Below are 22,534 nucleotides of genomic sequence, written 5' to 3'. Positions count from 1 at the left end.
TGGCGGGCCTCTCGTACACCTCCACCGGCGTACCAATCTGCTCGGCAATGCCTTTGTTCATCACCATCACCCGCTGGGCGAGAGTCATCGCTTCCACCTGATCGTGGGTAACGTACAGCGAGGTGGTTTTCAGGCGACGGTGCAGCTGCTGGAGCTCAAGGCGCATCTGCACGCGCAGCTTGGCGTCGAGGTTAGAGAGCGGTTCGTCAAACAGGAACACCGCCGGGTCGCGCACGATGGCGCGCCCCATCGCCACGCGCTGACGCTGGCCGCCGGAGAGCTCGCGCGGGCGGCGCTTGAGCAGGCCATCCAGCTCCAGGATGCGCGCGGCTTCCTGCACTTTCTCAGCAATGTGCGCTTTGCCCATACCGCGAATTTTCAGCCCCCAGGCCATGTTCTCTTCCACGCTCATGTGCGGGTAGAGTGCGTAGTTCTGGAACACCATCGCAATGCCGCGATCCTTCGGCTCCATTTCGGTGACGCGCTTGCGATCGATCCAGATATCGCCGCTGGTGACCCGCTCAAGCCCGGCCACCATCCTCAGCAGCGTCGACTTGCCGCAGCCCGACGGGCCGACCATCACAATAAACTCGCCGTCCGCGATGTCCAGCGTCAGCGGTTGAATCACCTGGGTTTTGCCGTCCCAGCTTTTGGTTACTGCCTGTAGTTTTAAACCAGCCATTTTTATTTCTCACTATCGACCAGGCCGCGCACGAAGGCACGCTGCATGGCTAAAACGATGACAACCGGAGGAATGAGCGTCAGCAGCATGGCTGCCATTACCTGATTCCACTGGGTGGTGCCTTGCCCAATGGCGATCATGCCTTTAATGCCCGCCACGGCGGTGCCGAGGTTGACGTCGGTAACGATCAGCAGCGGCCACAGATACTGATTCCAGCCGTAGATAAAGGTGATCACGAACAGCGCCGCGAGGTTGGTTTTCGACAGCGGCAGCACGATGTCGCGGAAGAAGCGCATCGGCGAGGCGCCGTCGATGCGCGCCGCTTCAATCAGCTCGTCCGGCAGGGTCATAAAGAACTGGCGGAACAGGAAGGTGGCGGTGGCCGAGGCCATCAGCGGCAGCGTCAGGCCCGCGTAGCTGTCGAGCATTTTCAGGTTGGCGATCACCTCCACCGTCGGGAAAATGCGCACTTCAACCGGCAGCATCAGGGTGATAAAGATCATCCAGAAGAACAGGTTGCGCAGCGGGAAGCGGAACCAGACGATGGCGAAGGCCGAGAGCATCGACACCGTGATTTTGCCGACGGTAATGGCGAAAGCCATGATGAAGCTGTTAAGCATCATCAGCCAGAATGGCGCGCTGTTGGCGCCGACGCCGTTGACCCAAATCGCCTTCATATTTTCAAACAGATGGCCGCCGGGGATCAGCGTCATCGGCGTTTCAAACACCGCTTTGTCGTCGAGCGTCGCGGCGGTGAAGGCGACGTACAGCGGAAACAGAATCACGATAATCCCGAGGATCAGCATGGTGTGGCTGAAAATAGTCAGCCCGCGACGGTTCTCAATCATTGGTAGCGCACCTTTTTCTCCACGTAGCGGAACTGCACCACGGTCAGGACGATGACGAGGAACATCAGCACCACCGACTGGGCGGCTGAGGCCGAGAGATCCAGCCCGGCGAAGCCTTCGCGGTAAATCTTATAAATCAGCGTGGTGGTGGCCTGCACCGGCCCGCCCGCCGTCGCGGCGTCGATCACCGGGAAGGTGTCGAAGAAGGCGTAGACCAGGTTCACCACCAGCAGGAAGAAGCTCACCGGCGCAATCAGCGGCAGCGCCAGCTTGAAGAAGCGACGAATCGGCCCTGCGCCGTCGATAGCGGCGGCTTCCACCAGCGAGCGCGGAATGGACTGCAGCGCGGCGAAGAAGAACAGGAAGTTGTAGCTGATCTGCTTCCACACCGAGGCGAAGACCACCAGAAACATCGCCTGGCCACTGTTCTGCGCGTGGTTCCAGTCATAGCCAAATTCACCGAGGAAATGGGTAATCAACCCGCGACCGGGGTTAAACAGGAAGATCCACAGCACGGCGGCGACGGCGGGGGCGACGGCGTAAGGCAGCAGCATCAGCGTTTGGTACAGGCGGCTGCCGCGCACCACGTAATCCACCAGCGCGGCGAAAATCAGCGACACCAGCAGGCCGCTGACGGTGACCATGGCGCTGAACTTAATCGTCGTCCAGAAGGAGTCGAGATAGTACGGATCGTGGAACAGCGAGACGAAGTTATCCAGGCCAACGAACTGGCTGGAGAGGCCAAACGGGTCGACGCTTTGCAGCGAATACCACAGCGCTTCGCCAGCGGGCCAGATAAAGAAAATAACGGTGATAATCAGCTGCGGGGCGACCAATGCGTAGGGCAGCCAGCGCGATTTAAACACCGGACGGGATGATGACATAGTTAAACTCTGAGTTGGGTTTCCCCTCACCCCGGCCCTCTCCCCATAGGGGCGAGGGAGAAAACCGAACGGTCCCCTCTCCCCTATGGGGAGAGGGTTAGGGTGAGGGGTCAGGCTATAAGATTAAGACTTGGTCGACTGCTCAAAACGGCGCAGCAGCTGATTCCCACGCTCAACCGCAGAATCCAGCGCCTGCTGAGGCGTTTTCTTGCCGGTCCAGACGCTTTCCAGCTCTTCATCCACGATGGTGCGAATCTGCGGCATGTTACCCAGGCGCAGGCCTTTGGTGAACGGCAACGGCGGCTTGTTCAGCATCTGACGGGTGGCGGTATCCGCACCGGGGTTCTTGTCATAGAAGCCCTGCTCACGCGTCAAATCGTAAGCAGCGGTAGTGATCGGCAGATAGCCGGTTTTCTGGTGCCATTCGGCGGCAATTTCCGGCTTCATCAGGAAGTCGAGGAACTTCGCCACGCCGGTGTAGGTTTCTTTGTCTTTCCCCTGCATCACCCACAGGCTGGCCCCGCCGATAATGGCGTTCTGCGGCGCGCCTTTCACCTCGGCGTCGTACGGCATCATCCCCACGCCGTAGTTGAATTTGGCGTAGTGACGGATATCGGCCAGCGAGCCGGAGGAGGCGGTGGTGATGGCGCAGTCGCCGTTGTAGAACTTCTCGGTGGATTCGTCTTTACGGCCGAAGTAGCTGAAGTCACCCTTCTTGTTCAGATCGGCAAGCAGCGCGATATGCTTCACCTGCTCCGGCTTGTTGAACTCCAGCACCGCATCGGTACCGTCGAAGCCGTTGTTTTGGGTGGCGACCGGTAGGCCGTGCCAGGCGCTGAAGTTTTCAATCTGGATCCAGCCCTGCCAGCCGCTGGCGTAACCGCACTTCATCCCGGCGGCCTTCAGCTTCGCGGTGTAAGCGGCCAGATCCTGCCAGGTTTTCGGCGGCTGCTCCGGGTCTAAACCGGCTTTCTTGAAGGCGTCTTTGTTGTAGTACAGCACCGGGGTGGAGCTGTTAAACGGCTGGGAGAGCAGATGCCCGGTTTTGGCGTCGGTGTAGTAGCCGGAGACCGTCGGTACAAACTGCGATTCGTCGAACTTGATCCCGGCATCGCTGAACACCTGATACACCGGCTTAATCGCTTTTGACGCCATCATGGTGGCGGTGCCGACTTCATACACCTGCAAAATGGCCGGCGCGTTGCCGGTACGGAAGGCGGCGATGCCCGCGCTCAGGCTCTGCTCGTAGTTGCCTTTGTACACCGGCGTAATTTTATAGTCCGGGTTGGCGGCGTTGAAGCGCTGCGCCAGAGAATCAACTTCCTTGCCAAGTTCCCCTTCCATCGAATGCCAGAACGGAATGGTGGTCACGGCCAGCGCCTGACCCGCCAATGCCATACTCAACGCCAATCCTAAAGCTGTATGTCGTAACGATATCATCGGTTATCTCTCTTTTTGTGCCGGGATGCGCGATATCACGCGTTTTATGTTCGCGGGGGTAACATGACATGCTCGAATGACAGAAAAATAACTTTTTTATTACAAAAAAAAGATAGTAAGGCGACAAAGGGATGGCAAGGCGGTGACGGTTCGAAGAAGGGAAAGTGGGAGCTGAGACACGGATAGGGATGACGTTATTCCCGGGGTCGGCGCAGGCGCCTTGCCCGGGCTACGGCGCGGGTATCGTTTTATTGAACGCGCACAAACGTAGCCCGGCCAAGCGCAGCGCCGCCGGGAATACCTCAGCCTCGTAAACGAAGGGCAATCTGCTCCAGCGTCAGCCGCCCTGCTGCCGCGTCGACCGTCATATCAACAAAATCTGGATTCGCCGCGAGCGAAATCCCATTACGCTTTAAAAACAGCAGCGTAATAAACAAGGCGGTACGTTTATTACCATCGTTAAAGATATGCCCACGGGATATGGCCAGCAAATGCATAGCCGCCAGCAGCCATACATCGGTCACGCCTTCATATTCGATTTGATTAAGCACCCGGTACATTAGCGCTTCCGCGCGGCCAGGGTCAGGCATACCAGTCACACCAGGCGTAACGCGGAGCAGCCTGTCGTGAAACTGAATTATCTCTTCCGCTGAGATAATTTGTAGGGTCATTTATCCGCCAGCTCCCTGAGTTCATTACCATGAACCGCCATAATGGAGGCAAACTCATCATCCATCCGCGCCGTCTGATAACGCTCAAACTCTTCGGCGCTGATGATCACGGCGGGCTTATGCCCACGACGCGTGATGGTGACAGGGCCGCCAGTCACCGCGCTTTCCAGGACTTCGGCCAGATTTTGCCGCGCCTCGCTATAGTTAACCGTACGCATAAAACACCTCCCGAGTTGTACATGTTTATTGTACAACAAATATGTACAAAAAAAGAGCCATAGGGCTCTTTTAATGAATTATGCGGCGTTCTCGCAGAGTTTCGTCTACTCCAACACGCACAAACGTAGCCCGGCCAAGCGCAGCGCCGCCGGGGCCGTGTTAACCGCCGAGGTACGCGCTGCGCACCGCTTCGTTTGCTAACAGCGCATCACCGGAGTCTTCCAGCACCACGTGGCCGTTTTCCAGCACGTAGCCGCGGTCGGCGAGCTTCAGCGCCTGGTTGGCGTTCTGCTCGACGAGGAAGATAGTCATGCCCTGTTCGCGCAACTGCTCGATGGTTTCGAAGATCTGCTGGATGATGATCGGCGCCAGACCGAGCGACGGTTCATCCAGCAGCAGCAGGCGCGGCTGGCTCATCAGCGCGCGGCCAATCGCCAGCATCTGCTGTTCGCCGCCGGACATGGTGCCCGCGCGCTGGATACGACGCTCGTGCAGACGCGGGAACAGTTCGTACACCCACTTGATGCGTTCCTGGAACTGGTCGCGCTCGGCAAAGAAACCGCCCATCGCCAGGTTCTCTTCCACCGTCATGCGCGAGAACACCCGACGCCCTTCCGGGACGATCGCCACCGCTTCGCGCATGATTTTCGCCGTCTGCCAGTCGGTAATGTCCTTATCATCAAAGACAATCCGCCCGCTGGTAGCGCGCGGGTCGCCGCACAGCGTGCCGAGCAGGGTGGTTTTCCCCGCGCCGTTCGCGCCGATAAGGGTGACGATTTCCCCCTGGTTAATATGCAGACTGACCTCGTGCAGCGCCTGAATCTTGCCGTAGTGGGCGCTGACTTTGTCGAACGATAACATCACTTTATCCATATTATGCCTCACCCAGATACGCGCGGATCACATCCGGGTTGTTGCGGATCTCTTCCGGCGTGCCGTTAGCCAACGGCGTGCCCTGGTTCACCACGTAGATACGGTCGGAAATACCCATCACCAGCTTCATATCATGCTCAATCAGCAAAATGGTGGTGTTGTGATGGTTACGCAGCTCGGCAATCAGCTCATCCAGCTCTTTGGTCTCTTTCGGGTTGAGGCCGGCTGCCGGTTCGTCAAGCATCAGAATTTCCGGCTGGGTCACCATGCAGCGGGCGATCTCCAGACGACGCTGGTCGCCGTAGGCCAGGTTACTGGCCTGACGGTTGGCGTGCTCCAGCAGGCCGATACGCTCAAGCCAGGTGGCGGCGCGATCCAGCGCTTCACTCTGCGCGCGGCGGAACGAAGGCGTTTTCAGCAGCCCGGAAAAGACGCCGGTTTTCAGCTGCTGATGCTGTGCTACCAGCAGGTTTTCAATCACCGTCATTTCACGGAACAGCCGCACGTGCTGGAAGGTACGCACCACGCCCATGCGGGCAATCTGCTGGCCCGGCAGCCCTTCGAGGTGCTGGTCGCGCAGCTTGATGGTGCCGCCGGTCGGTTTATAGAAACCGGTCAGGCAGTTAAAGACCGTGGTTTTCCCCGCGCCGTTTGGGCCAATCAGGGAGACGATCTCCTGAGGATGCAGCTCCAGCGCCACGTTGTTGACCGCCAGCAGGCCGCCAAAACGCATCATCAGGCCGTTAACGGATAATAATGGCTGACTCATGCCTGCTCTCCTTCTTTCGCTTGCCCGTTTTTCAGTTTCAGCTGGGGACGGGTCATCGGCAGAAGGCCCTGCGGACGCCAGATCATCATCAGTACCATCAGGCCGCCGAGCATCAACATGCTGTATTCGTTAAAGTCACGCATCAGCTCGCGGGAGACCACCAGCAGAACGGCGGCCAGGATCACCGCGAACTGCGAGCCCATCCCGCCCAGCACCACAATCGCCAGCACAAAGGCCGACTCGGCGAAGGTGAACGATTCCGGGCTAACAAAGCCCTGGCGCGCGGCGAACAGCGTCCCGGCAAAACCGGCGAACGCGGCGCTGATGGTGAAGGCGGTCAGCTTGATGCGCGTCGGGCTCAGGCCCAGCGAGCGGCAGGCGATTTCATCTTCACGCAGCGCTTCCCACGCGCGGCCCAGCGGCATACGCAGCAGGCGGTTAATCACGAACAGGCTCAGCACCACCAGCAGCAGCGCCACCAGGTAGAGGAAGATCACGCGGTCAGAGGGGTCGTACTTGACGTTAAAGAAGTTGCTGAAGGTATCCCAGCCCCCTTCGCGCGCGCTGCGGCTGAACTCCAGGCCGAACAAGGTCGGTTTCGGGATCTGGCTGATGCCGTTCGGACCGCCGGTGATTTCGGTATTGTTGAGCAGCAGGATACGGACAATTTCGCCGAAACCTAAGGTCACAATCGCCAGATAGTCGCCGCGCAGGCGCAGAACCGGGAAGCCGAGCAGGAAACCGGCGGCGGCAGAGACCAGCCCCGCCAGCGGCAGGCAGGTCCAGAAGCCGAGGCCGTAATAGTGGTTCAGCAGCGCAAAAGTGTACGCACCGATGGCGTAGAAGCCGCCGTAGCCCAGCACCAGCAGGCCGGAAAGCCCGACGACGACGTTCAGACCCAGACCGAGAATAATGTAGATCATGGTCAGGGTGGCGATGTCCACCGTCCCGCGCGACACCATAAACGGCCACGCCACGGCAATCACCAGCAGCGCAATCAGGAACAACTTTTGTTTGACCGTCGAGCCGTCAATCGCCGGCAGAATAAACTTCGGCCCGGAGACGCTCTTCAGCCCTTTCTGAAACAGCGGGCGCAGCAGCTGGAAGAAAAAGACCACCGCGGTGCCGATAAAAATCCACTGCCAGCGGATATCCGCCGCGCTGCCCACCACCAGTTTAGTGCCGTCGAGCTGCAGCTGGACGCCCATAAACACGCCCGCCAGCACGAAGAACATCGCCGCCGACAGCAGCGCCATCGCAAATTGCATCGGTTTCATACTTTCTCTACCTCCGGGCGGCCCAGGATACCGGTCGGCATCACCAGCAGCACCACGATCAGCAGCGCGAACGACACCACGTCTTTATATTCGGTGCTCAGATACGCCGACGACAGCGCTTCCGCGATGCCGAGGATCAGCCCGCCGATCATCGCGCCAGGAATGCTGCCAATGCCGCCGAGAACCGCAGCGGTGAAGGCCTTCATCCCGGCCATAAAGCCGATGTACGGGTTAATCACGCCGTAGAACTGGCCGAGCAGCACGCCCGCTACCGCCGCCATCGCCGCGCCAATCACGAACGTCAGGGCGATCACGCGGTCGGTGTTACTGCCGAGCAGGCTGGCCATTTTCAGGTCTTCCGCGCAGGCGCGGCAGGCGCGGCCCATTCGCGAGTAACGAATAAACAGTGTCAGCGCCAGCATGGCGATAAAGGTTACAATCCAGATGACCAACTGCATGGTAGTGATAGAGGCGGAGAAGTTTTCGCTGCTGCCGACGACCCACTGGCCGTTGAACAGGCTCGGCAACGCGATGTCGCGCGAGCCTTCGGTCAGGCTGACGTAGTTTTGCAGGAAAATGGACATCCCGATGGCGGAGATCAGCGCAATCAGGCGCTTGGAGCTGCGCACCGGGCGATAGGCCACCCGTTCGATGCTCCAGCCGTAGGCGCTGGCGATGACAATCGCGCCGATGAATCCGGCGGCCACCAGCAGCCAGCTGGTGTCGATGCCCATCATCATCAGCGCGGCGATGATCATAAAGGAGACATAGCTACCGATCATGTACACCTCGCCGTGGGCGAAGTTGATCATGCCGATAATGCCGTACACCATGGTGTAACCGATGGCGATCAGTGCATAGGTGCTTCCCAGCGTAACGCCGTTAAACATCTGCTGCACAAAGTAGAGAACCTGCTCTGACATAAATTAGCCTTTTGCTACCCCCGCGGATCTACGCCCGCCGGGGGGAAATGAAGGTTACTTCGCCACGGTGGACGAACCGTCGGCATGCCACTGGAAGACGCCGAACTCGAATCCTTTCAGATCGCCTTTCTCATCCCAGGACAGCGGCCCAATCACGGTTTTCGCGCCGTTCGCTTTTAAGTCTTTGATCAGATCCAGCGGCTCGTCGCTGCCGGTACGTTCCATGGCGGTTGCCAGAGACTGCACGGCGGCGTAGGTGATCCACACGTACGGGCCGCTCGGATCTTTTTTCTGCGCTTTCAGGGCATCGACGATAGCGCTGTTTGCCGGATCCTGGTCATAGCGTTTTGGCATGGTCACCAGCATGCCCTCGCCCGCGTCGCCCGCGATGTTGGACAGCGAGGCGTTACCGACCCCTTCCGGCCCCATAAACTGGGTTTTCAGGCCTACCGCGCGCGCCTGGCGCAGCATCTGACCCATTTCCGGGTAGTAGCCGCCGTAATAGACAAAATCGATATTTTCTTTTTGCAGACGGGCAATCAGCGCGGAGAAATCTTTCTCACCGGCGGTGATGCCGTCGAAGAAGACAATATTCGCGCCGCCTTTTTTCAGCCCGTCCTGCACGGAACGCGCCAGGCCTTCGCCGTACTGCTGCTTGTCATGAATGATGGCGATACGCTGCGGCTTCACCGTTTTCAGGATGTAGTTCGCCGCCGTCGGCCCCTGAGACGAGTCCAGGCCCGCGGTGCGCATGATGTACTGGTAGCCGCGCTGGGTCAGCTCCGGGTTGGTCGCGCCCGGGGAAATCATCAGAATGCCTTCGTCTTCGTAAATGTCGGAAGCCGGCTGCGTGGAAGAGGAGCACAGGTGGCCGATAACGTATTTAATGCCGTCGTTGACGATTTTGTTAGCCACCGCCACCGCTTGTTTTGGATCGCAGGCGTCGTCGTACTCAACGCCCACCAGTTTGTCGCCCTTAATACCGCCTTTGGCGTTGATATCTTTAATCGCCTGGCGCGCGCCGTTGAACTCCATGTCGCCCCACTGCGCGACCGGGCCGGACATCGCCCCCACTACCGCAACCTTAATATCGTCCGCCATGGCCGCGTGAGACATAGCCAGCGCGATCATCCCTGCGATTACTGTTTTTGTATTCCTTTTCATACTTCGGGATCCCCATTCGTGATGTCGTGTTTACACGTCGTGGCGTGTATATATTTTGTAATTCAGTGGTTAAAAAGCATTCTGTGCTTTTACTATACAACGCTATTTTTGCCATTATCTTTAATGGGTTAGCGCAGCTTTTTGGCTAAAAACAGACTAAAATCTCTATTTTTCAGTCTATTAAGAAAAGATAATATTCTGATTTTTGCCATAGTTAAACAAAAAAAAGTCCACCACACAGCATAAAATAACGGTACAAAGAGCCGAATAAAACGCTAGTTATTAGGTTAAAATTCTGTCTATTTTTCGATCCATACTGTTTCAGACTGCCTGTGCAGATATCGAAAAACGAATCACCTGGCTGCCAGAGCAAAAAAGAGAAAGCCTGCGGCGAAATAAATTGAGTACACTGACCGCCATTTTCACGATTTGAGCCAACCGCCCATGAAACTGACCATCATCCGTTTAGAGACCTTTAGCGACCAGGACCGTATCTGCCTTGGCAAAATCTGGCCCGGCCAGGTTCCCGCCGAATCGGCGCTCGACGACGCCCACCGCCTGTACGCCGCCCGCTTTAATGAGCGCCTGCTGGCCGCTGTGCGCGTGACGCTGAATGAGCATCAGGGCGAGCTGCGCGATTTATGCGTGCGTGAGGTGACCCGTCGCCGTGGCGTGGGGCAGTATCTGCTGGAAGAGGTGATGCGCGATAACCCACAGATTAACCGTTGGGTGCTGAACAAATCCGGCGCGGAAGAGAGTCTGGAGATGGCGGCGTTTGCCAAAGCGCTGGGCTTTACGATGCAGGGTAAAGGGTGGGTTAAGGAATAGTGCCTGTTCCCGGCGTCAGCTTCGCCTCGGCCGGGCTACATTCAGAGTAGCCCGGCCGAGCGTAGCGACGCAGGGAAACGTCAAATATTACTTCGCGTCGGTCGCCGTACCGTTCGCATGCCAGTTGAAGACGCCGAACTCGAAGCCTTTCAGGTCGCCTTTCTCATCCCAGGTCAGCGGGCCCATTACGGTATCGACGCTGCTGGCTTTCAGGAATTTAGCGATCTCAGCCGGATCGTCAGAGTGGTTCAGACCCGCCTGCAGCGATTGCAGCGCCGCGTAGGTGGTCCACACGAACGCACCGCTTGGATCCTGTTTCTTCGCCTTGATCGCGTCAACGATCGGTTTGTTCGCCGGCACCTGGTCATAGTTCTTCGGCTTGGTCACCAGCAGGCCTTCCGCCGATTCGCCCGCGATGTTAGACAGCGACACGTTCGCTACCCCTTCCGGCCCCATAAACTGGGTTTTCAGGCCAGCGGCACGCGCCTGGCGCAGAATCTGCCCCATTTCCGGGTGATAGCCGCCGAAGTAAACGAAGTCGATATTCTCTTTCTTCAGACGCGCCTCCAGGGTGGAGAAATCTTTCTCACCGGCGGTGATGCCATCAAAGAAGACCACGTTGGCGCCGCCTTTTTTCAGGCCGTCCTGCACCGCACGCGCCAGACCTTCGCCGTACTGCTGCTTATCGTGGACGATAGCGATGCGCTGCGGCTTCACTTTATCGAGGATATATTTCGCGGCGGTCGGGCCCTGGTCAGAGTCCAGGCCGGTGGTACGCAGAATCAGCTTATAGCCGCGCGCGGTCAGCTCCGGCGCGGTGGCAGCCGGGGTGATCATCAGAATGCCTTCGTCTTCATAGATGTCGGACGCTGGCTGAGTGGAAGAGGAGCACAGGTGGCCGATAACGTACTTAATGCCGTCGTTGACCACTTTGTTCGCTACCGCCACCGCCTGTTTCGGGTCGCAGGCATCGTCATATTTTACGATTTCCAGCTTGTTGCCCTTGATGCCGCCTTTGGCGTTAATATCGGCCACCGCTTGCGCCGCACCGCTGAACTCCTGATCGCCATACTGCGCAACCGGGCCAGACATCGCGCCAACGACAGCAACTTTAATATTTTCTGCTAATGCCATATTGCTGAATGCCAGTGCAATACATCCTGCCAGTAACGCTTTGCCCTTCATTTTCATCCTGAGGTTCCCCATTATTATGGTTATTGCAATTGTTGTGATGTTGTTGTTTAGCACATTATTCTTATATCAGACGCATGGTAAGTATAAGATATTAATATTAAGGGACGCTGCCTGTGCTTTAGCAGCATACTCAGCTAAAACATACCCCATTTTTGTGGAATTGACACGTTAATTTTGACGGATTTGTAACGCAAAAATGACAAAAAAAGCCACTCATCGGAGTGGCTTAGGGGATCAGGGGGAGTCAATTCATTCACTGAGAGCCCGACGAATCACCTCCAGCGCCTGCTGGAACTGTTTCTCAGGAATCGTGAGGGGGTAAAGGAAGCGAATCACGTTGCCGTACACACCGCAGCTCAGCAGTAGCACCCCTTCCGCCAGCGCGCGTTCCTGTACCAATTTGGTGAATTCCGGCGACGGCTCGCGGGTTTGCGGGTCGACAAACTCCACCGCCACCATCGAGCCGACGCCGCGCACGTCGGCAATCGCCGGGCAGCTGTCGCGCAGGCTATTGAGCACTTCAATCAGATGCTGGCCCAGATGGTTGGCGCGGTTACAGAGGGCTTCTTCTTCGATGACGTCCAGCACCGCGTGCGCGGCGGCAATCGCCAGCGGATTACCGGCGTAGGTACCGCCAAGGCCACCGGGGGCCGGGGCATCCATTACCTCGGCGCGGCCCACCACGCCAGAGAGCGGGAAGCCGCCCGCCAGGCTTTTTGCCATGGTGATCAGATCCGGCTTCACGCTGTGGTGTTCCATGGCAAACAGCTTGCCGGTACGGGCAAAGCCGGTCTGCACTTCATCAGCAATCAGCAAAATACCGTGGGTGTCGCACAGCGTACGCAGCGCCTGCATAAACTCGGGCGGCGCAACGTTAAAGCCGCCCTCGCCCTGCACCGGCTCAATGATAATCGCCGCCACCTGATCCGGCGCGATGTCGGCTTTGAAAATATGGCTCAGGCTTTTCAGCGCCATGTCGACGGTAACGCCGTGCGCCGCATTGGGGTAGGTCGCGTGGTACACCGAACCGGGGAACGGGCCGAAGCCGATTTTATACGGGGCCACTTTGCCGGTCAGGGCCATGGTCATAAAGGTGCGGCCATGGAAGCCGCCGCCGAAGGTAATCAGCCCCGGACGTTTAGTGTAGGCGCGGGCAATCTTCACCGCGTTTTCCACCGCTTCAGCCCCGGTGCTGAAGAAGGCCGTTTTGGCGTTTCCAGCAATGGGCGCTACGGCATTGATACGTTCTGCTAATGACACGTAGCTTTCATAAGGGACAATCTGGTAGGCGGTATGGGTAAACGCGCGCAGCTGGTTCTCGACGGCGGCGATCACCTGCGGGTGACGATGGCCGGTGTTCAGCACCGCGATCCCGGCGGCGAAATCGATATACTCATTGCCTTCAATATCCCACAGCGTGGCGTTCTCCGCGCGCTCCGCATAGAAGCCGCACATCACGCCGACGCCGCGCGGCGTCGCCTGTAAACGCCGATGATTCAGTGACTCGTTACTCACGATAACCCCCTGCCGTTAAAAGACGGAAAAATACCTAGCGCTTATTTAGTCTTTGCCATCGGCTTCATTCGCGCCAGCGGTAAAAGGGAAATAAACAGAGGAAAGCGTGATGACGGTGGGATTATCGGAGTAACGAGCCCGTAGGCCCGATAAGCGTAGCGCCATCGGGCAGATTGGCGCAGATTGCCGGATGGCGGCTATGCCTTATCCGGCCTACAAAACAAAAACCCCCGAATTCACATTCGAGGGTTCATAGGGCGCGACGCAATAAATCAGGCTTCGATCGCCGCGCGCAGTTTTTTCATCGCGTTCTTTTCAAGCTGGCGCACACGTTCGGCGGAAACGCCGTAACGGTCAGCCAGTTCCTGCAGCGTGGACTTGTTGTCTTCGTCCAGCCAGCGGGCGCGGATGATATCCTGGCTACGTTCGTCCAGGCCCTGCATCGCGTCGGTCAGCTTGTTAGCTGCCTGCTCTTCCCAGTTGTCGTCTTCAATGCCATCAGCAAAGTTGGACGTTTTATCCTGCAGATAGAGCACCGGGGCAACGGAGTGGCTTTCAGACTCGTCGTCGGAAGACATATCAAACGCCATGTCCTGCGCCGCCATACGCGACTCCATCTCACGCACGTCTTTGCTGGACACGCCCAGCTCGCGGGCCACCATTTCTACTTCGTCCTGATTGAACCAGCCCAGACGCTGCTTGGTTTTACGCAGGTTGAAGAACAGCTTACGCTGTGCCTTGGTGGTTGCCACTTTAACGATACGCCAGTTGCGCAGCACGTATTCGTGGATTTCCGCTTTGATCCAGTGCACCGCAAAGGACACCAGGCGAACGCCCACTTCCGGGTTAAAACGGCGCACCGCTTTCATCAGGCCGATGTTACCTTCCTGAATCAGGTCCGCCTGCGGCAGGCCATAGCCCGAGTAGTTACGAGCAATATGAACAACAAAGCGCAGGTGAGACAGGATCAGCGTTTTAGCTGCTTCCAGATCGCCCTGGTAATGCAGCCGTTCAGCAAGCGCCTTTTCTTCATCAGCCGTCAACATCGGCCATGCGTTCGCAGCCCGGATATAAGATTCCAGGTTACCAACAGGGGCTAACGCTAAATTTTGCATTTCTTTGGTCATTCAAATCCTCTCAATTCACTTCATACTGGCGGAGGCTTGTCCCCGAAGGCAACAAACATGCCAGGCTCTATGAGCAACGAGAATATCATCCGTTCTTTTATCAGACAGTGAGTTTATCCACAAGTTCCGTGCAACAGCGTGAATAAATTACGCACAAAATGTGACACGCGATGGTCGCGAGGGCAGAAAGATGGGGTTGAAAACACATCCCCTGCGAACGGAAATCGTCGCAGGGGAAGAGTATAACAGAACTTTTTTAGTCGGGGGTAAAGTGACGTAAATGTTGTACCGTGGCAAGCCAGGCTGCCACCCAACCAATCATTGAGCACAACAGCAGCAGCAGCAGACACTCGTCAAACGACAGGCCGCTCAGCTCGAACTGAGTGCCAAACACGCGCGCCACTTCGGTGACCGCCGATGACAGACGCATCACCAGAATCTCCGACAAAATCAGCGACAGGAACGCGCCGGCAAAGCCCAGCAGCGCCCCGCCATACAGGAACGGACGCAGGATGAAGCCGTCGGTCGCGCCAATCAGCTTCTGCACGTTGATGGTGTCACGACGGGCAAAAATGCTCAGACGCACGCTGTTACCGATGACGAGGAACACCGCCGCCACCATCAGCACGCCAATCATCGCCGCCACGCGCCCAACCAGACCGGTAATCGAGGCCAGACGGGCAAACCAGCTATCGTCCATCCGCACTTCGTTCACACCCTGAATCTGGGATACCCGGTCACGCAGCGTGTTCAGCGCGTCGGTAGTCTGGAAGTCGATTTTCGGGATCACCACCGCCACGGCGGGCAGCGGGTTCTCTTCCAGCATATCCAGCGCGCCGCCAAAGCCCGACCAGTTGCGGAACTCGCCCAGCGCTTCGTCGCGGGAGAGATAGTTGACCTTATCGACGCCCTGCTCCGCCTGGAGCTGGCCGACCACGCGCGCGGCCGCATCGTCATCCAGCGTTTTTTCCAGATAGACGGTAATCTGCGGCGACGGGTAGTACTGCGACGCGGCAGTGTTGACGTTCTTGTACACCATGTAGCAGACGCTCGGCAGCGTCAGGGAGATAGCGATAACCATGATCGTCAGGAAGGTGGCGAACGGTTTGCTTTTCAGATCCTGTAACGCGCCCTGCCACGCATAGCGCACCTGCTCGTTGAACACGTTGGTTTTACGAGAGTTCGGCTTCGGCGCAGGCTTCGGCCGTTTCGGTGCGTTGCGGTTATCGCCGCCTTTACCGACGGATTGGCGGATTCTGTCCAGCCGCCCGCCGAACTGGCGAATCTGGTTGATGGCTTCACGTTTATTCATTCGTCAGGCCTCCATGCAGGTGGCCGTCGCTCAGCGTCAGCATGCGATAGGAGCGGCTGGAGATCAGCCCAATATCGTGCGTCGCCATCAGGACGGTCACCCCTACGCGGTTAAACTCTTCGAACAGTCGCAGAATGCCTTCCGACAGCGCATTATCCAGGTTACCGGTCGGTTCATCCGCCAGCAGTACTGCCGGTTTGTTCACCACCGCGCGGGCGATGCCCACGCGCTGCTGTTCACCGCCGGAGAGCTGAATCGGGAAGTTCTTCGCCTTATCCAGCAGCCCCACTTTATCCAGCGCCGCCGACACGCGGCGACGAATATCGTCCGCGCTGGCGCCGGCGATAATCAGCGGGATCGCCACGTTATCGAAAACGGTGCGATCCATCAGCAGGTGGTGATCCTGGAAAATCATGCCGATCTGGCGCCGCAGGAACGGCACCTCACGGTTCTTCAGGCGACTAATGTCATGACCGCCGAAGAGAATTTTCCCGGCGCTAGGCCGTTCAATCCCGCAGATAAGCTTCAGCAGGGTACTTTTACCCGCGCCGGAGTGGCCGGTCAGGAATGCCATCTCGCCCGGCTGCATGTGGAAAGTGACGCCCTGCAGCGCTTGTCTCCCGCCGAGATAGGCTTTGCTGACGTGTTCAAAGCGAATCATTGTTAGTCCTCTCGGGCAAAAAGTGCCTCAATAAAATCGCCCGCTTTAAACGGACGTAAGTCCTCAATACGCTCGCCGACGCCGATATAACGAATCGGGATGCCGAACTGGTCCGCCACGGAGAAGATCACCCCACCTTTGGCGGTCCCGTCGAGTTTAGTCAACGTAATGCCGGTCAGGCCGACCGCTTCATGGAACAGTTTGGCCTGGCTGATGGCGTTCTGCCCGGTGCTGGCGTCAATGGTCAGCATCACTTCATGCGGCGCATCAACGTCGAGCTTTTTCATCACGCGGACAATTTTCTTCAGCTCTTCCATCAGGTGCGATTTGTTCTGCAAGCGCCCGGCAGTGTCGGCAATCAGGACATCGACATTACGCGCCTTCGCCGCCTGAATGGCGTCAAAGATAACCGAGGCGGAATCCGCGCCGGTATGCTGCGCCACCACCGGAATATTGTTGCGCTGGCCCCAGACCTGCAGCTGTTCAACCGCCGCCGCGCGGAAGGTATCGCCCGCCGCCAGCATCACGGTTTTACCCTGCTGTTCGAACTGACGCGCCAGCTTGCCGATGGTGGTGGTTTTCCCCACGCCGTTGACGCCAACCATCAGAATAACAAAAGGCGTTTTGCCTTCAATATTAAGCGGTTCATCGACTTTTGCGAGGATTTCGCCCATTTCATCTTTCAGCAGGCCGTACAGCGCTTCGGCGTCGCGGAGCTGTTTACGGCTGGCGGTGTCGGTCAGGCTGCTGATGATTTTACGGGTGGTTTCCACGCCGACGTCGGCAATCAGCAGCTGCTCTTCCAGCTCTTCAAACAGATCGTCGTCGATTTTTTTGCCGCGGAATAGACCGATAAATCCGGAACCGAGATTTTCTTTCGTTTTCAGCAGGCTGCGTTTCAGGCGAGCGAAGAAACCTTCTTTGGTCGGCTTTTCCTGCTCCTGCTGGGCGTCATCGGCTGGCGCGTCTTCCACCGCCGCTTCGTCTTCGACGATTTCGTTTTCAGACTGCGTCGCCAGCGCCTGCGCTTCCAGCTCTTCGTCGGTTAACTCATCAACGGCTTCAGGTTCAATCTCTTCAATGACTTCCGGCTGTGCTTCAACAACCGGCTGAATCTCTTCCACCACTTCCGGCTGCGCTTCGACTACCGGCTGAGTCTCTTCGACCACTTCCGGCTGCGCTTCGGCAACCGGCTGAATCTCTTCCAGCACTTCCGGCTGCGCTTCGGCCACCGGCTGAGTCTCTTCAACCGCTTCCGGCTGCGCGTCGACTACCGGCTGAGTCTCTTCGACCGCTTCCGGCTGCGCTTTTTCGCTTTCCGCAACCTGCTCGGTCACTTCCACGACCTCAGCCGCGAACGCTTCGCTCTCCGCGACAGTATGGGTGTCGTCAGCGACCGGCGTCTCTTCCTGGACGATTTCCGGCTCGACGGCAGGCGTTTCCTCTACCGGCTGTGATTCAATTTTCTCTTCTGATTCAACAACCTGTTCCTGTTCTTTCTGCCCAAAGCCCAGCCAGGAAAAAAAGCCACGTTTTTTTTCTTTTGCCATTTGCAACCACACTCCCCGCTGTTTTTGATGGCGCCACTTCGCCATAATCGACGCGAAGGCTAAAATAATGATGAAATTAGTCGCTTAGTCTACCACTTAACTTCCCTGGCTTCACCGCTTTCACCCGGCAGAGCAGATCGCTAGAATAGCAGGCCGAAAGAGCGACCAGAGCAAGCAAATGAAAAAACCAACTTCCGGCGGCAGTGGCCAGATCCGCATTATTGGCGGGCAGTGGCGCGGCCGTAAACTCCCCGTTCCTGATAGTCCGGGCCTGCGCCCCACCACCGACCGGGTGCGCGAAACCTTATTCAACTGGCTGGCCCCGTCGATGGTCGACGCCCGTTGCCTGGACTGCTTCGCCGGTAGCGGCGCGCTAGGGCTGGAAGCGCTCTCTCGCTACGCCGGTAGCGCCACCCTGCTGGAAATGGAGCGCCAGGTCGCTCAGCAGCTGCAAAAGAATCTCGCGACGCTAAAAGCCGCGCACGGCAAAGTGGTGAATACCAACACTCTCGCGTTCCTCAACCAGACCGGCACGCCGCACGATATCGTGTTTGTCGATCCGCCGTTCCGTAAGGGATTACTGGAAGAGACGTTACACTTACTGGAGACCAACGGCTGGCTGGCCGACGACGCGCTAATCTACGTCGAAAGCGAAGTTGAAAACGGACTGCCGCCGGTGCCCGCTAGCTGGGATCTGCATCGGGAAAAAATCGCCGGTCAGGTGGCTTATCGTCTCTACCAACGTGAAAAACAGGGAGAAAAGGATGCTGATTAATCTGGGTCGTTTGTTGATGCTGTGCGTATGGGCGTTTCTGCTGCTGAACCTGTTCCAGCCGTTCCCGCGCCCGCTGAATATTTTCGTTAACGTCGCGCTGATCTTTATGGTGCTGATGCACGGCATGCAGATGGCGCTGCTGAAATCCACGCTGCCGAAAGACGGCCCGCAGATGACGCGCGGCGAGCAAATCCGCATCTTCCTGTTTGGCGTCTTTGAGCTGCTGGTGTGGCAGAAGAAAATTGGCGCTAGCTTGAAGAAGAAATAAATCTCTCCGGCCTGGTCACGCCAGGCCGCGTTTTATCGATCGGCGTTAAACTCCACGAAGCGCGAGCCTTTGTAGCTCAGCGTGCCTTTGTCGCCCACCGTCAGCTGATGATACTGCGCCGCCTCGACGCGAAAGCTCACTTCCAGCCCGCCCTGCTCCGGCTTAAAGCTCACGTCATAGCGCATCTCGCTGCCCGCAGGCGCTACCGTTTGCTGGCGTGAACGACGGTCGTTGAGCACTTTCTCGCGCTTATTGCTCACCACCACCCGCTTTTGCATCAGCGGTGCGGCGTCGTTGTCCATCTTCTCACGCCGTTGCTGCACGTAGCGAAACGACGCGGCCACCACGATGATCGCCACCACCACGATGAAAAAAAGAGGCATTTTGCTCATTTCTGGTTCTCTTAAGAATTTACGCAAATCATAGTAAAGGGCGCGGTCAGCCATTGTCATCTGGTCATCCACACTACTACACTGGACATTCAAGACTGGCTACACAGTACCTATTAATGATAACAGATACAGGGACTTAATATGCTTTGGTCGTTCATCGCCGTATTTTTCTCCGGCTGGCTCTACGTAGATGCCGCCTACCGTGGTCCCACCTGGCAACGCTGGGTGTTTAAACCTATCACGCTCATTTTACTCCTGTTTCTTGCCTGGCAGGCGCCGATGTTTAACGCCATCAGCTACCTGGTGCTGGCGGGCCTGTGCGCCGCGCTGGCGGGCGATGCGTTAACCCAGCTACCGCGCCAGCGCATGCTGTACGCCGTGGGGGCGTTTTTCCTCTCGCACCTGCTGTATACCATCTGGTTTACGAGCCAGCTCACCTTCACCTTCTTCTGGCCGCTGCCGGTCGTGCTGCTGGTGATTGGCGCGCTGTGGGTGGCGGTTATCTGGACGCGGCTGGAGGAGATGCGCCTGCCGGTACTGGCCTTTATCGGTATGACGCTGGTGATGGTGTGGGTGGCGGGCGAGCAATGGTTCCTGCGGCCAACCGACACCGCCCTGTCCGGCTTCTTCGGCGCGGCGCTGCTACTTATCGGCAACATGGTCTGGCTGGTGAGCCACTATCGCCGCCGTTTCCGCGCCGATACGGCGATTTACGCCGCCTGCTACTTTGCCGGGCACTTCTTTATCGTTCGCGCGCTTTATCTGTAATTTCCCGCTTGACTCTGGAGTCGACTCCAGAGTGTATGCTGCGCTTAATGAGACCACGATCATTAACCGGAGGATACAATGTCGACTCCAGAGATGCAGGGCAAGAAAGCCCCTCAGTTCTCCTCATTCAAACTCGCTCCCGCGCCGCAGCCGCAGGATGAGTGCTGCTGCGACAGCCAGTGCGCCACCGGCGAATCGGCCGTAGAGAGCGGGCTGGACGCGCGCTATAGCTGGGTGGTCAACGGCATGGACTGCGCGGCCTGCGCCCGAAAAGTTGAGACGGCAGCCAGCCAGGTTGCCGGCGTGAAGCAGGCAAAGGTGCTGTTTGCCACCGAAAAACTGTTGGTCGAGGCCGACGATGACGTTCGCGCACAGGTCGAAAAAGCGGTCACCGCCGCCGGCTACACGCTGCGCAGCGAAGGTAAGCCGCAGCCAGCTGCTGAAGAATCACGCCTGAAAGAAAACCTGCCGCTGATCGCGCTGGTGGTCATGATGGCGATCAGCTGGGGGCTGGAGCAGTTCAATCACCCGTTCGGCAACCTCGCGTTTATCGCCACCACGCTGGTCGGGCTGTACCCGATCGCCCGCCAGGCCCTGCGGCTGATGAAAAGCGGCAGCTGGTTTGCCATTGAAACGCTAATGAGCGTGGCGGCCATCGGCGCGCTGTTTATCGGCGCGACGGCGGAAGCGGCAATGGTGCTGCTGCTGTTTTTAATCGGTGAGCGGCTGGAGGGCTGGGCGGCGAACCGCGCCCGTCAGGGCGTGAGCGCGCTGATGGCGCTGAAGCCGGACACCGCCGTGCGCGTGCGTAATGGCCAGCGTGAAACCGTGGCGCAGAAAGAGTTGCAGCCCGGCGACGTGATTGAAGTGGCCGCCGGGGGCCGTCTGCCCGCCGACGGCAAGCTGATCACCCCTTTCGCCAGCTTTGACGAAAGCGCCTTAACCGGCGAGTCGATCCCTGTCGAACGCAGCGCCGGTGAAAGCGTGCCTGCGGGAGCCACCAGCGCCGACCGTCTGGTACAGCTGAGCGTAGTCTCCAGACCCGGCGACAGCGCCATTGACCGCATCCTGCGTCTGATTGAAGAAGCGGAAGAGCGCCGCGCGCCGATCGAGCGCTTTATCGACCGCTTCAGCCGCGTCTATACCCCGGTGATCATGGCCATTGCGCTGCTGGTGGCGCTGGTGCCGCCGCTGCTGCTCTCCGCCTCGTGGGAGGAGTGGATCTACAAAGGGCTAACCCTGCTGCTGATTGGCTGCCCGTGTGCGCTGGTGATTTCGACCCCAGCGGCGATAACCTCCGGCCTCGCCACCGCAGCGCGGCACGGCGCGTTGATTAAGGGCGGCGCGGCGCTGGAGCAGCTCGGCCTGATTCGCCAGATGGCGTTTGATAAAACCGGTACGCTGACGCTGGGTAAACCGCAGGTGACGCGGATTATCACCACCGCCGAGCTGGACAAAGAGGCGCTGCTGGCGCTGGCGGCATCCGTCGAGCAAGGCTCCACGCACCCGCTGGCGCAGGCGGTGATGCGTGAAGCGCAGCAGCGTCAGCTGACGATCCCCGCGGCGACAGCGCAGCGAACGCTGGTTGGCTCGGGTATTGAAGCGCAAGTGAACGGCCAGCGCATCGTTATCTGCGCAGCGGGGAAATTCCCGGCCGACGCGCAGCAGGCGCTGATTCAGCAGTTAGAAAGCGCGGGTAACACCGTGGTGCTGGTCACTCGCGACGACACGCTGCTCGGTATCCTGGCGCTACGCGATACGGTGCGTAACGAGGCGCGTGAAGCGATCGATGGCCTGCGCGCGCTGGGCATTCAGAGCGTGATTCTGACCGGCGATAACCCACGCGCCGCGAAGTCGATTGCCGATGAGCTGGGCATGACGTACCGCGCGAGTCTGCTACCTGCCGATAAGGTCAAGGAAGTGACGGCGCTCAACGCTCAGGGCCCGCTGGCAATGGTCGGCGACGGCATCAACGACGCCCCGGCGATGAAAGCGGCGGCAATGGGGATTGCCATGGGCAGCGGGACCGACGTCGCGCTGGAGACCGCCGACGCGGCGCTGACCCACAACCGTCTGACCGGGCTGGTGCAGATGATTCGTCTGGCGCGCGCCACCCACGCCAACGTGCGGCAGAATATCGCCATTGCGCTGGGGCTGAAGGGGATTTTCCTCGTCACCACCCTGCTGGGCATCACCGGGCTGTGGCTGGCGGTGCTGGCGGATACCGGCGCGACCGTACTGGTAACGCTGAACGCGCTGCGGCTGCTGCGCAGGAAATAGCCGCACAGCCCTTGGTACCGGGTGGCGGCTGCACCTTACCCGGCCTATGGGTTACATACCCTGTAGGCCTGATAAGCGTAGCGCCATCAGGCGGTTCGGCGCAAAGTGCCGGAT

Annotated in this window: 24 protein-coding genes; 6 read left to right on the top strand and 18 right to left on the bottom strand. The window is 58.4% G+C overall.

Annotated elements, in window-relative coordinates:
- The 4 genes from ugpC to ugpB all read right to left on the bottom strand — a co-directional run.
- Positions 1-682: sn-glycerol-3-phosphate ABC transporter ATP-binding protein UgpC (ugpC, locus tag ACK5JN_RS05140; RefSeq protein ID WP_416869168.1), on the bottom strand; the 682-nt coding region annotated here is incomplete at its 3' end.
- Positions 683-684: 2 nt separating this feature from the next.
- Positions 685-1,530: a sn-glycerol-3-phosphate ABC transporter permease UgpE gene (gene ugpE, locus ACK5JN_RS05135; RefSeq protein WP_416869167.1), complete on the bottom strand. Its 846-nt coding sequence runs from the start codon at positions 1,528-1,530 to the stop codon at positions 685-687.
- Positions 1,527-2,414: a sn-glycerol-3-phosphate ABC transporter permease UgpA gene (ugpA, locus tag ACK5JN_RS05130; RefSeq protein ID WP_416869166.1), complete on the bottom strand. Its 888-nt coding sequence runs from the start codon at positions 2,412-2,414 to the stop codon at positions 1,527-1,529. The genes ugpE and ugpA overlap by 4 nt, the downstream gene beginning before the upstream one ends.
- A gap of 123 nt (positions 2,415-2,537) precedes the next feature.
- Positions 2,538-3,854, bottom strand: a complete 1,317-nt coding sequence (gene ugpB / locus ACK5JN_RS05125; protein WP_416869165.1) for a sn-glycerol-3-phosphate ABC transporter substrate-binding protein UgpB — start codon at positions 3,852-3,854, stop codon at positions 2,538-2,540.
- Positions 3,855-4,042: 188 nt separating this feature from the next.
- On the opposite strand from ugpB, the gene ACK5JN_RS05120 reads away from it, so the two are divergent.
- Complete coding sequence (locus ACK5JN_RS05120) at positions 4,043-4,168, top strand: hypothetical protein (protein WP_416869164.1); 126 nt, start codon at positions 4,043-4,045, stop codon at positions 4,166-4,168.
- On the opposite strand, the gene ACK5JN_RS05115 is transcribed toward ACK5JN_RS05120, so the two are convergent.
- The 7 genes from ACK5JN_RS05115 to livK form a co-directional block, all read right to left on the bottom strand.
- Positions 4,157-4,525, bottom strand: coding sequence for a type II toxin-antitoxin system death-on-curing family toxin (locus tag ACK5JN_RS05115; protein WP_416869163.1), 369 nt, complete (start codon positions 4,523-4,525; stop codon positions 4,157-4,159). The genes ACK5JN_RS05120 and ACK5JN_RS05115 overlap by 12 nt on opposite strands.
- Positions 4,522-4,743, bottom strand: a complete 222-nt coding sequence (locus ACK5JN_RS05110; RefSeq protein WP_064541381.1) for a type II toxin-antitoxin system Phd/YefM family antitoxin — start codon at positions 4,741-4,743, stop codon at positions 4,522-4,524. Before ACK5JN_RS05110 ends, ACK5JN_RS05115 begins: the two co-directional genes overlap by 4 nt.
- A gap of 160 nt (positions 4,744-4,903) precedes the next feature.
- Positions 4,904-5,617, bottom strand: a complete 714-nt coding sequence (gene livF / locus ACK5JN_RS05105; RefSeq protein WP_416869162.1) for a high-affinity branched-chain amino acid ABC transporter ATP-binding protein LivF — start codon at positions 5,615-5,617, stop codon at positions 4,904-4,906.
- Position 5,618: 1 nt separating this feature from the next.
- A complete protein-coding gene (gene livG / locus ACK5JN_RS05100; protein ID WP_416869161.1) occupies positions 5,619-6,386 on the bottom strand; it encodes a high-affinity branched-chain amino acid ABC transporter ATP-binding protein LivG in 768 nt (255 codons plus the stop codon).
- Positions 6,383-7,663 carry a branched chain amino acid ABC transporter permease LivM gene (gene livM, locus ACK5JN_RS05095; protein WP_416869160.1) on the bottom strand — a complete coding sequence of 427 codons (1,281 nt, stop codon included), beginning with the start codon at positions 7,661-7,663 and terminating at the stop codon, positions 6,383-6,385. Before livM ends, livG begins: the two co-directional genes overlap by 4 nt.
- Positions 7,660-8,586 carry a high-affinity branched-chain amino acid ABC transporter permease LivH gene (livH, locus tag ACK5JN_RS05090; protein ID WP_416869159.1) on the bottom strand — a complete coding sequence of 309 codons (927 nt, stop codon included), beginning with the start codon at positions 8,584-8,586 and terminating at the stop codon, positions 7,660-7,662. The genes livM and livH overlap by 4 nt, the downstream gene beginning before the upstream one ends.
- Positions 8,587-8,640: 54 nt before the next feature.
- A complete protein-coding gene (livK, locus tag ACK5JN_RS05085; RefSeq protein ID WP_416869158.1) occupies positions 8,641-9,750 on the bottom strand; it encodes a high-affinity branched-chain amino acid ABC transporter substrate-binding protein LivK in 1,110 nt (369 codons plus the stop codon).
- Between the two features lie 444 nt (positions 9,751-10,194).
- Here livK and panM point away from each other — a divergent pair, with 444 nt between their 5' ends.
- Positions 10,195-10,578, top strand: a complete 384-nt coding sequence (panM, locus tag ACK5JN_RS05080; RefSeq protein ID WP_416869157.1) for an aspartate 1-decarboxylase autocleavage activator PanM — start codon at positions 10,195-10,197, stop codon at positions 10,576-10,578.
- 87 nt (positions 10,579-10,665) lie between these two features.
- Here panM and livJ read toward each other — a convergent pair whose 3' ends face one another.
- The 6 genes from livJ to ftsY form a co-directional block, all read right to left on the bottom strand.
- Entirely contained in the window at positions 10,666-11,769 is a 1,104-nt protein-coding gene (gene livJ, locus ACK5JN_RS05075; protein ID WP_416869156.1) for a branched chain amino acid ABC transporter substrate-binding protein LivJ, read from the bottom strand.
- A 252-nt stretch (positions 11,770-12,021) separates the two neighbouring features.
- Positions 12,022-13,287 carry a 4-aminobutyrate--2-oxoglutarate transaminase gene (locus tag ACK5JN_RS05070; RefSeq protein WP_416869155.1) on the bottom strand — a complete coding sequence of 422 codons (1,266 nt, stop codon included), beginning with the start codon at positions 13,285-13,287 and terminating at the stop codon, positions 12,022-12,024.
- 272 nt (positions 13,288-13,559) lie between these two features.
- Positions 13,560-14,414, bottom strand: a complete 855-nt coding sequence (gene rpoH / locus ACK5JN_RS05065; protein ID WP_416869154.1) for an RNA polymerase sigma factor RpoH — start codon at positions 14,412-14,414, stop codon at positions 13,560-13,562.
- A 256-nt stretch (positions 14,415-14,670) separates the two neighbouring features.
- Positions 14,671-15,726, bottom strand: coding sequence for a permease-like cell division protein FtsX (gene ftsX / locus ACK5JN_RS05060; RefSeq protein ID WP_416869153.1), 1,056 nt, complete (start codon positions 15,724-15,726; stop codon positions 14,671-14,673).
- Positions 15,719-16,387 carry a cell division ATP-binding protein FtsE gene (gene ftsE / locus ACK5JN_RS05055; RefSeq protein WP_416869152.1) on the bottom strand — a complete coding sequence of 223 codons (669 nt, stop codon included), beginning with the start codon at positions 16,385-16,387 and terminating at the stop codon, positions 15,719-15,721. The genes ftsX and ftsE overlap by 8 nt, the downstream gene beginning before the upstream one ends.
- Positions 16,388-16,389: 2 nt before the next feature.
- A complete protein-coding gene (gene ftsY / locus ACK5JN_RS05050) occupies positions 16,390-17,937 on the bottom strand; it encodes a signal recognition particle-docking protein FtsY (protein WP_416869151.1) in 1,548 nt (515 codons plus the stop codon).
- 178 nt (positions 17,938-18,115) lie between these two features.
- Here ftsY and rsmD point away from each other — a divergent pair, with 178 nt between their 5' ends.
- Both rsmD and ACK5JN_RS05040 read left to right on the top strand, forming a co-directional pair.
- Complete coding sequence (rsmD, locus tag ACK5JN_RS05045) at positions 18,116-18,712, top strand: 16S rRNA (guanine(966)-N(2))-methyltransferase (RefSeq protein ID WP_416869150.1); 597 nt, start codon at positions 18,116-18,118, stop codon at positions 18,710-18,712.
- Complete coding sequence (locus tag ACK5JN_RS05040; RefSeq protein ID WP_416869149.1) at positions 18,702-18,980, top strand: DUF1145 family protein; 279 nt, start codon at positions 18,702-18,704, stop codon at positions 18,978-18,980. The genes rsmD and ACK5JN_RS05040 overlap by 11 nt, the downstream gene beginning before the upstream one ends.
- A 32-nt stretch (positions 18,981-19,012) precedes the next feature.
- On the opposite strand, the gene ACK5JN_RS05035 is transcribed toward ACK5JN_RS05040, so the two are convergent.
- Positions 19,013-19,372, bottom strand: coding sequence for a DUF2500 domain-containing protein (locus ACK5JN_RS05035; protein ID WP_416869148.1), 360 nt, complete (start codon positions 19,370-19,372; stop codon positions 19,013-19,015).
- Positions 19,373-19,513: 141 nt separating this feature from the next.
- Between ACK5JN_RS05035 and ACK5JN_RS05030 the strand changes: the two genes are divergently transcribed.
- Together ACK5JN_RS05030 and zntA are read left to right on the top strand one after the other, a co-directional pair.
- Positions 19,514-20,140: a lysoplasmalogenase gene (locus ACK5JN_RS05030; RefSeq protein WP_065356420.1), complete on the top strand. Its 627-nt coding sequence runs from the start codon at positions 19,514-19,516 to the stop codon at positions 20,138-20,140.
- A 78-nt stretch (positions 20,141-20,218) separates the two neighbouring features.
- Positions 20,219-22,420, top strand: a complete 2,202-nt coding sequence (zntA, locus tag ACK5JN_RS05025) for a Zn(II)/Cd(II)/Pb(II) translocating P-type ATPase ZntA (RefSeq protein ID WP_416869147.1) — start codon at positions 20,219-20,221, stop codon at positions 22,418-22,420.
- Positions 22,421-22,534: the final 114 nt, after the last annotated feature.

The sequence above is a fragment of the Kluyvera sp. genome (assembly GCF_047971185.1).
Lineage (GTDB): Bacteria > Pseudomonadota > Gammaproteobacteria > Enterobacterales > Enterobacteriaceae > Kluyvera.
This window is presented reverse-complemented; position numbering and strand designations above follow the sequence as displayed.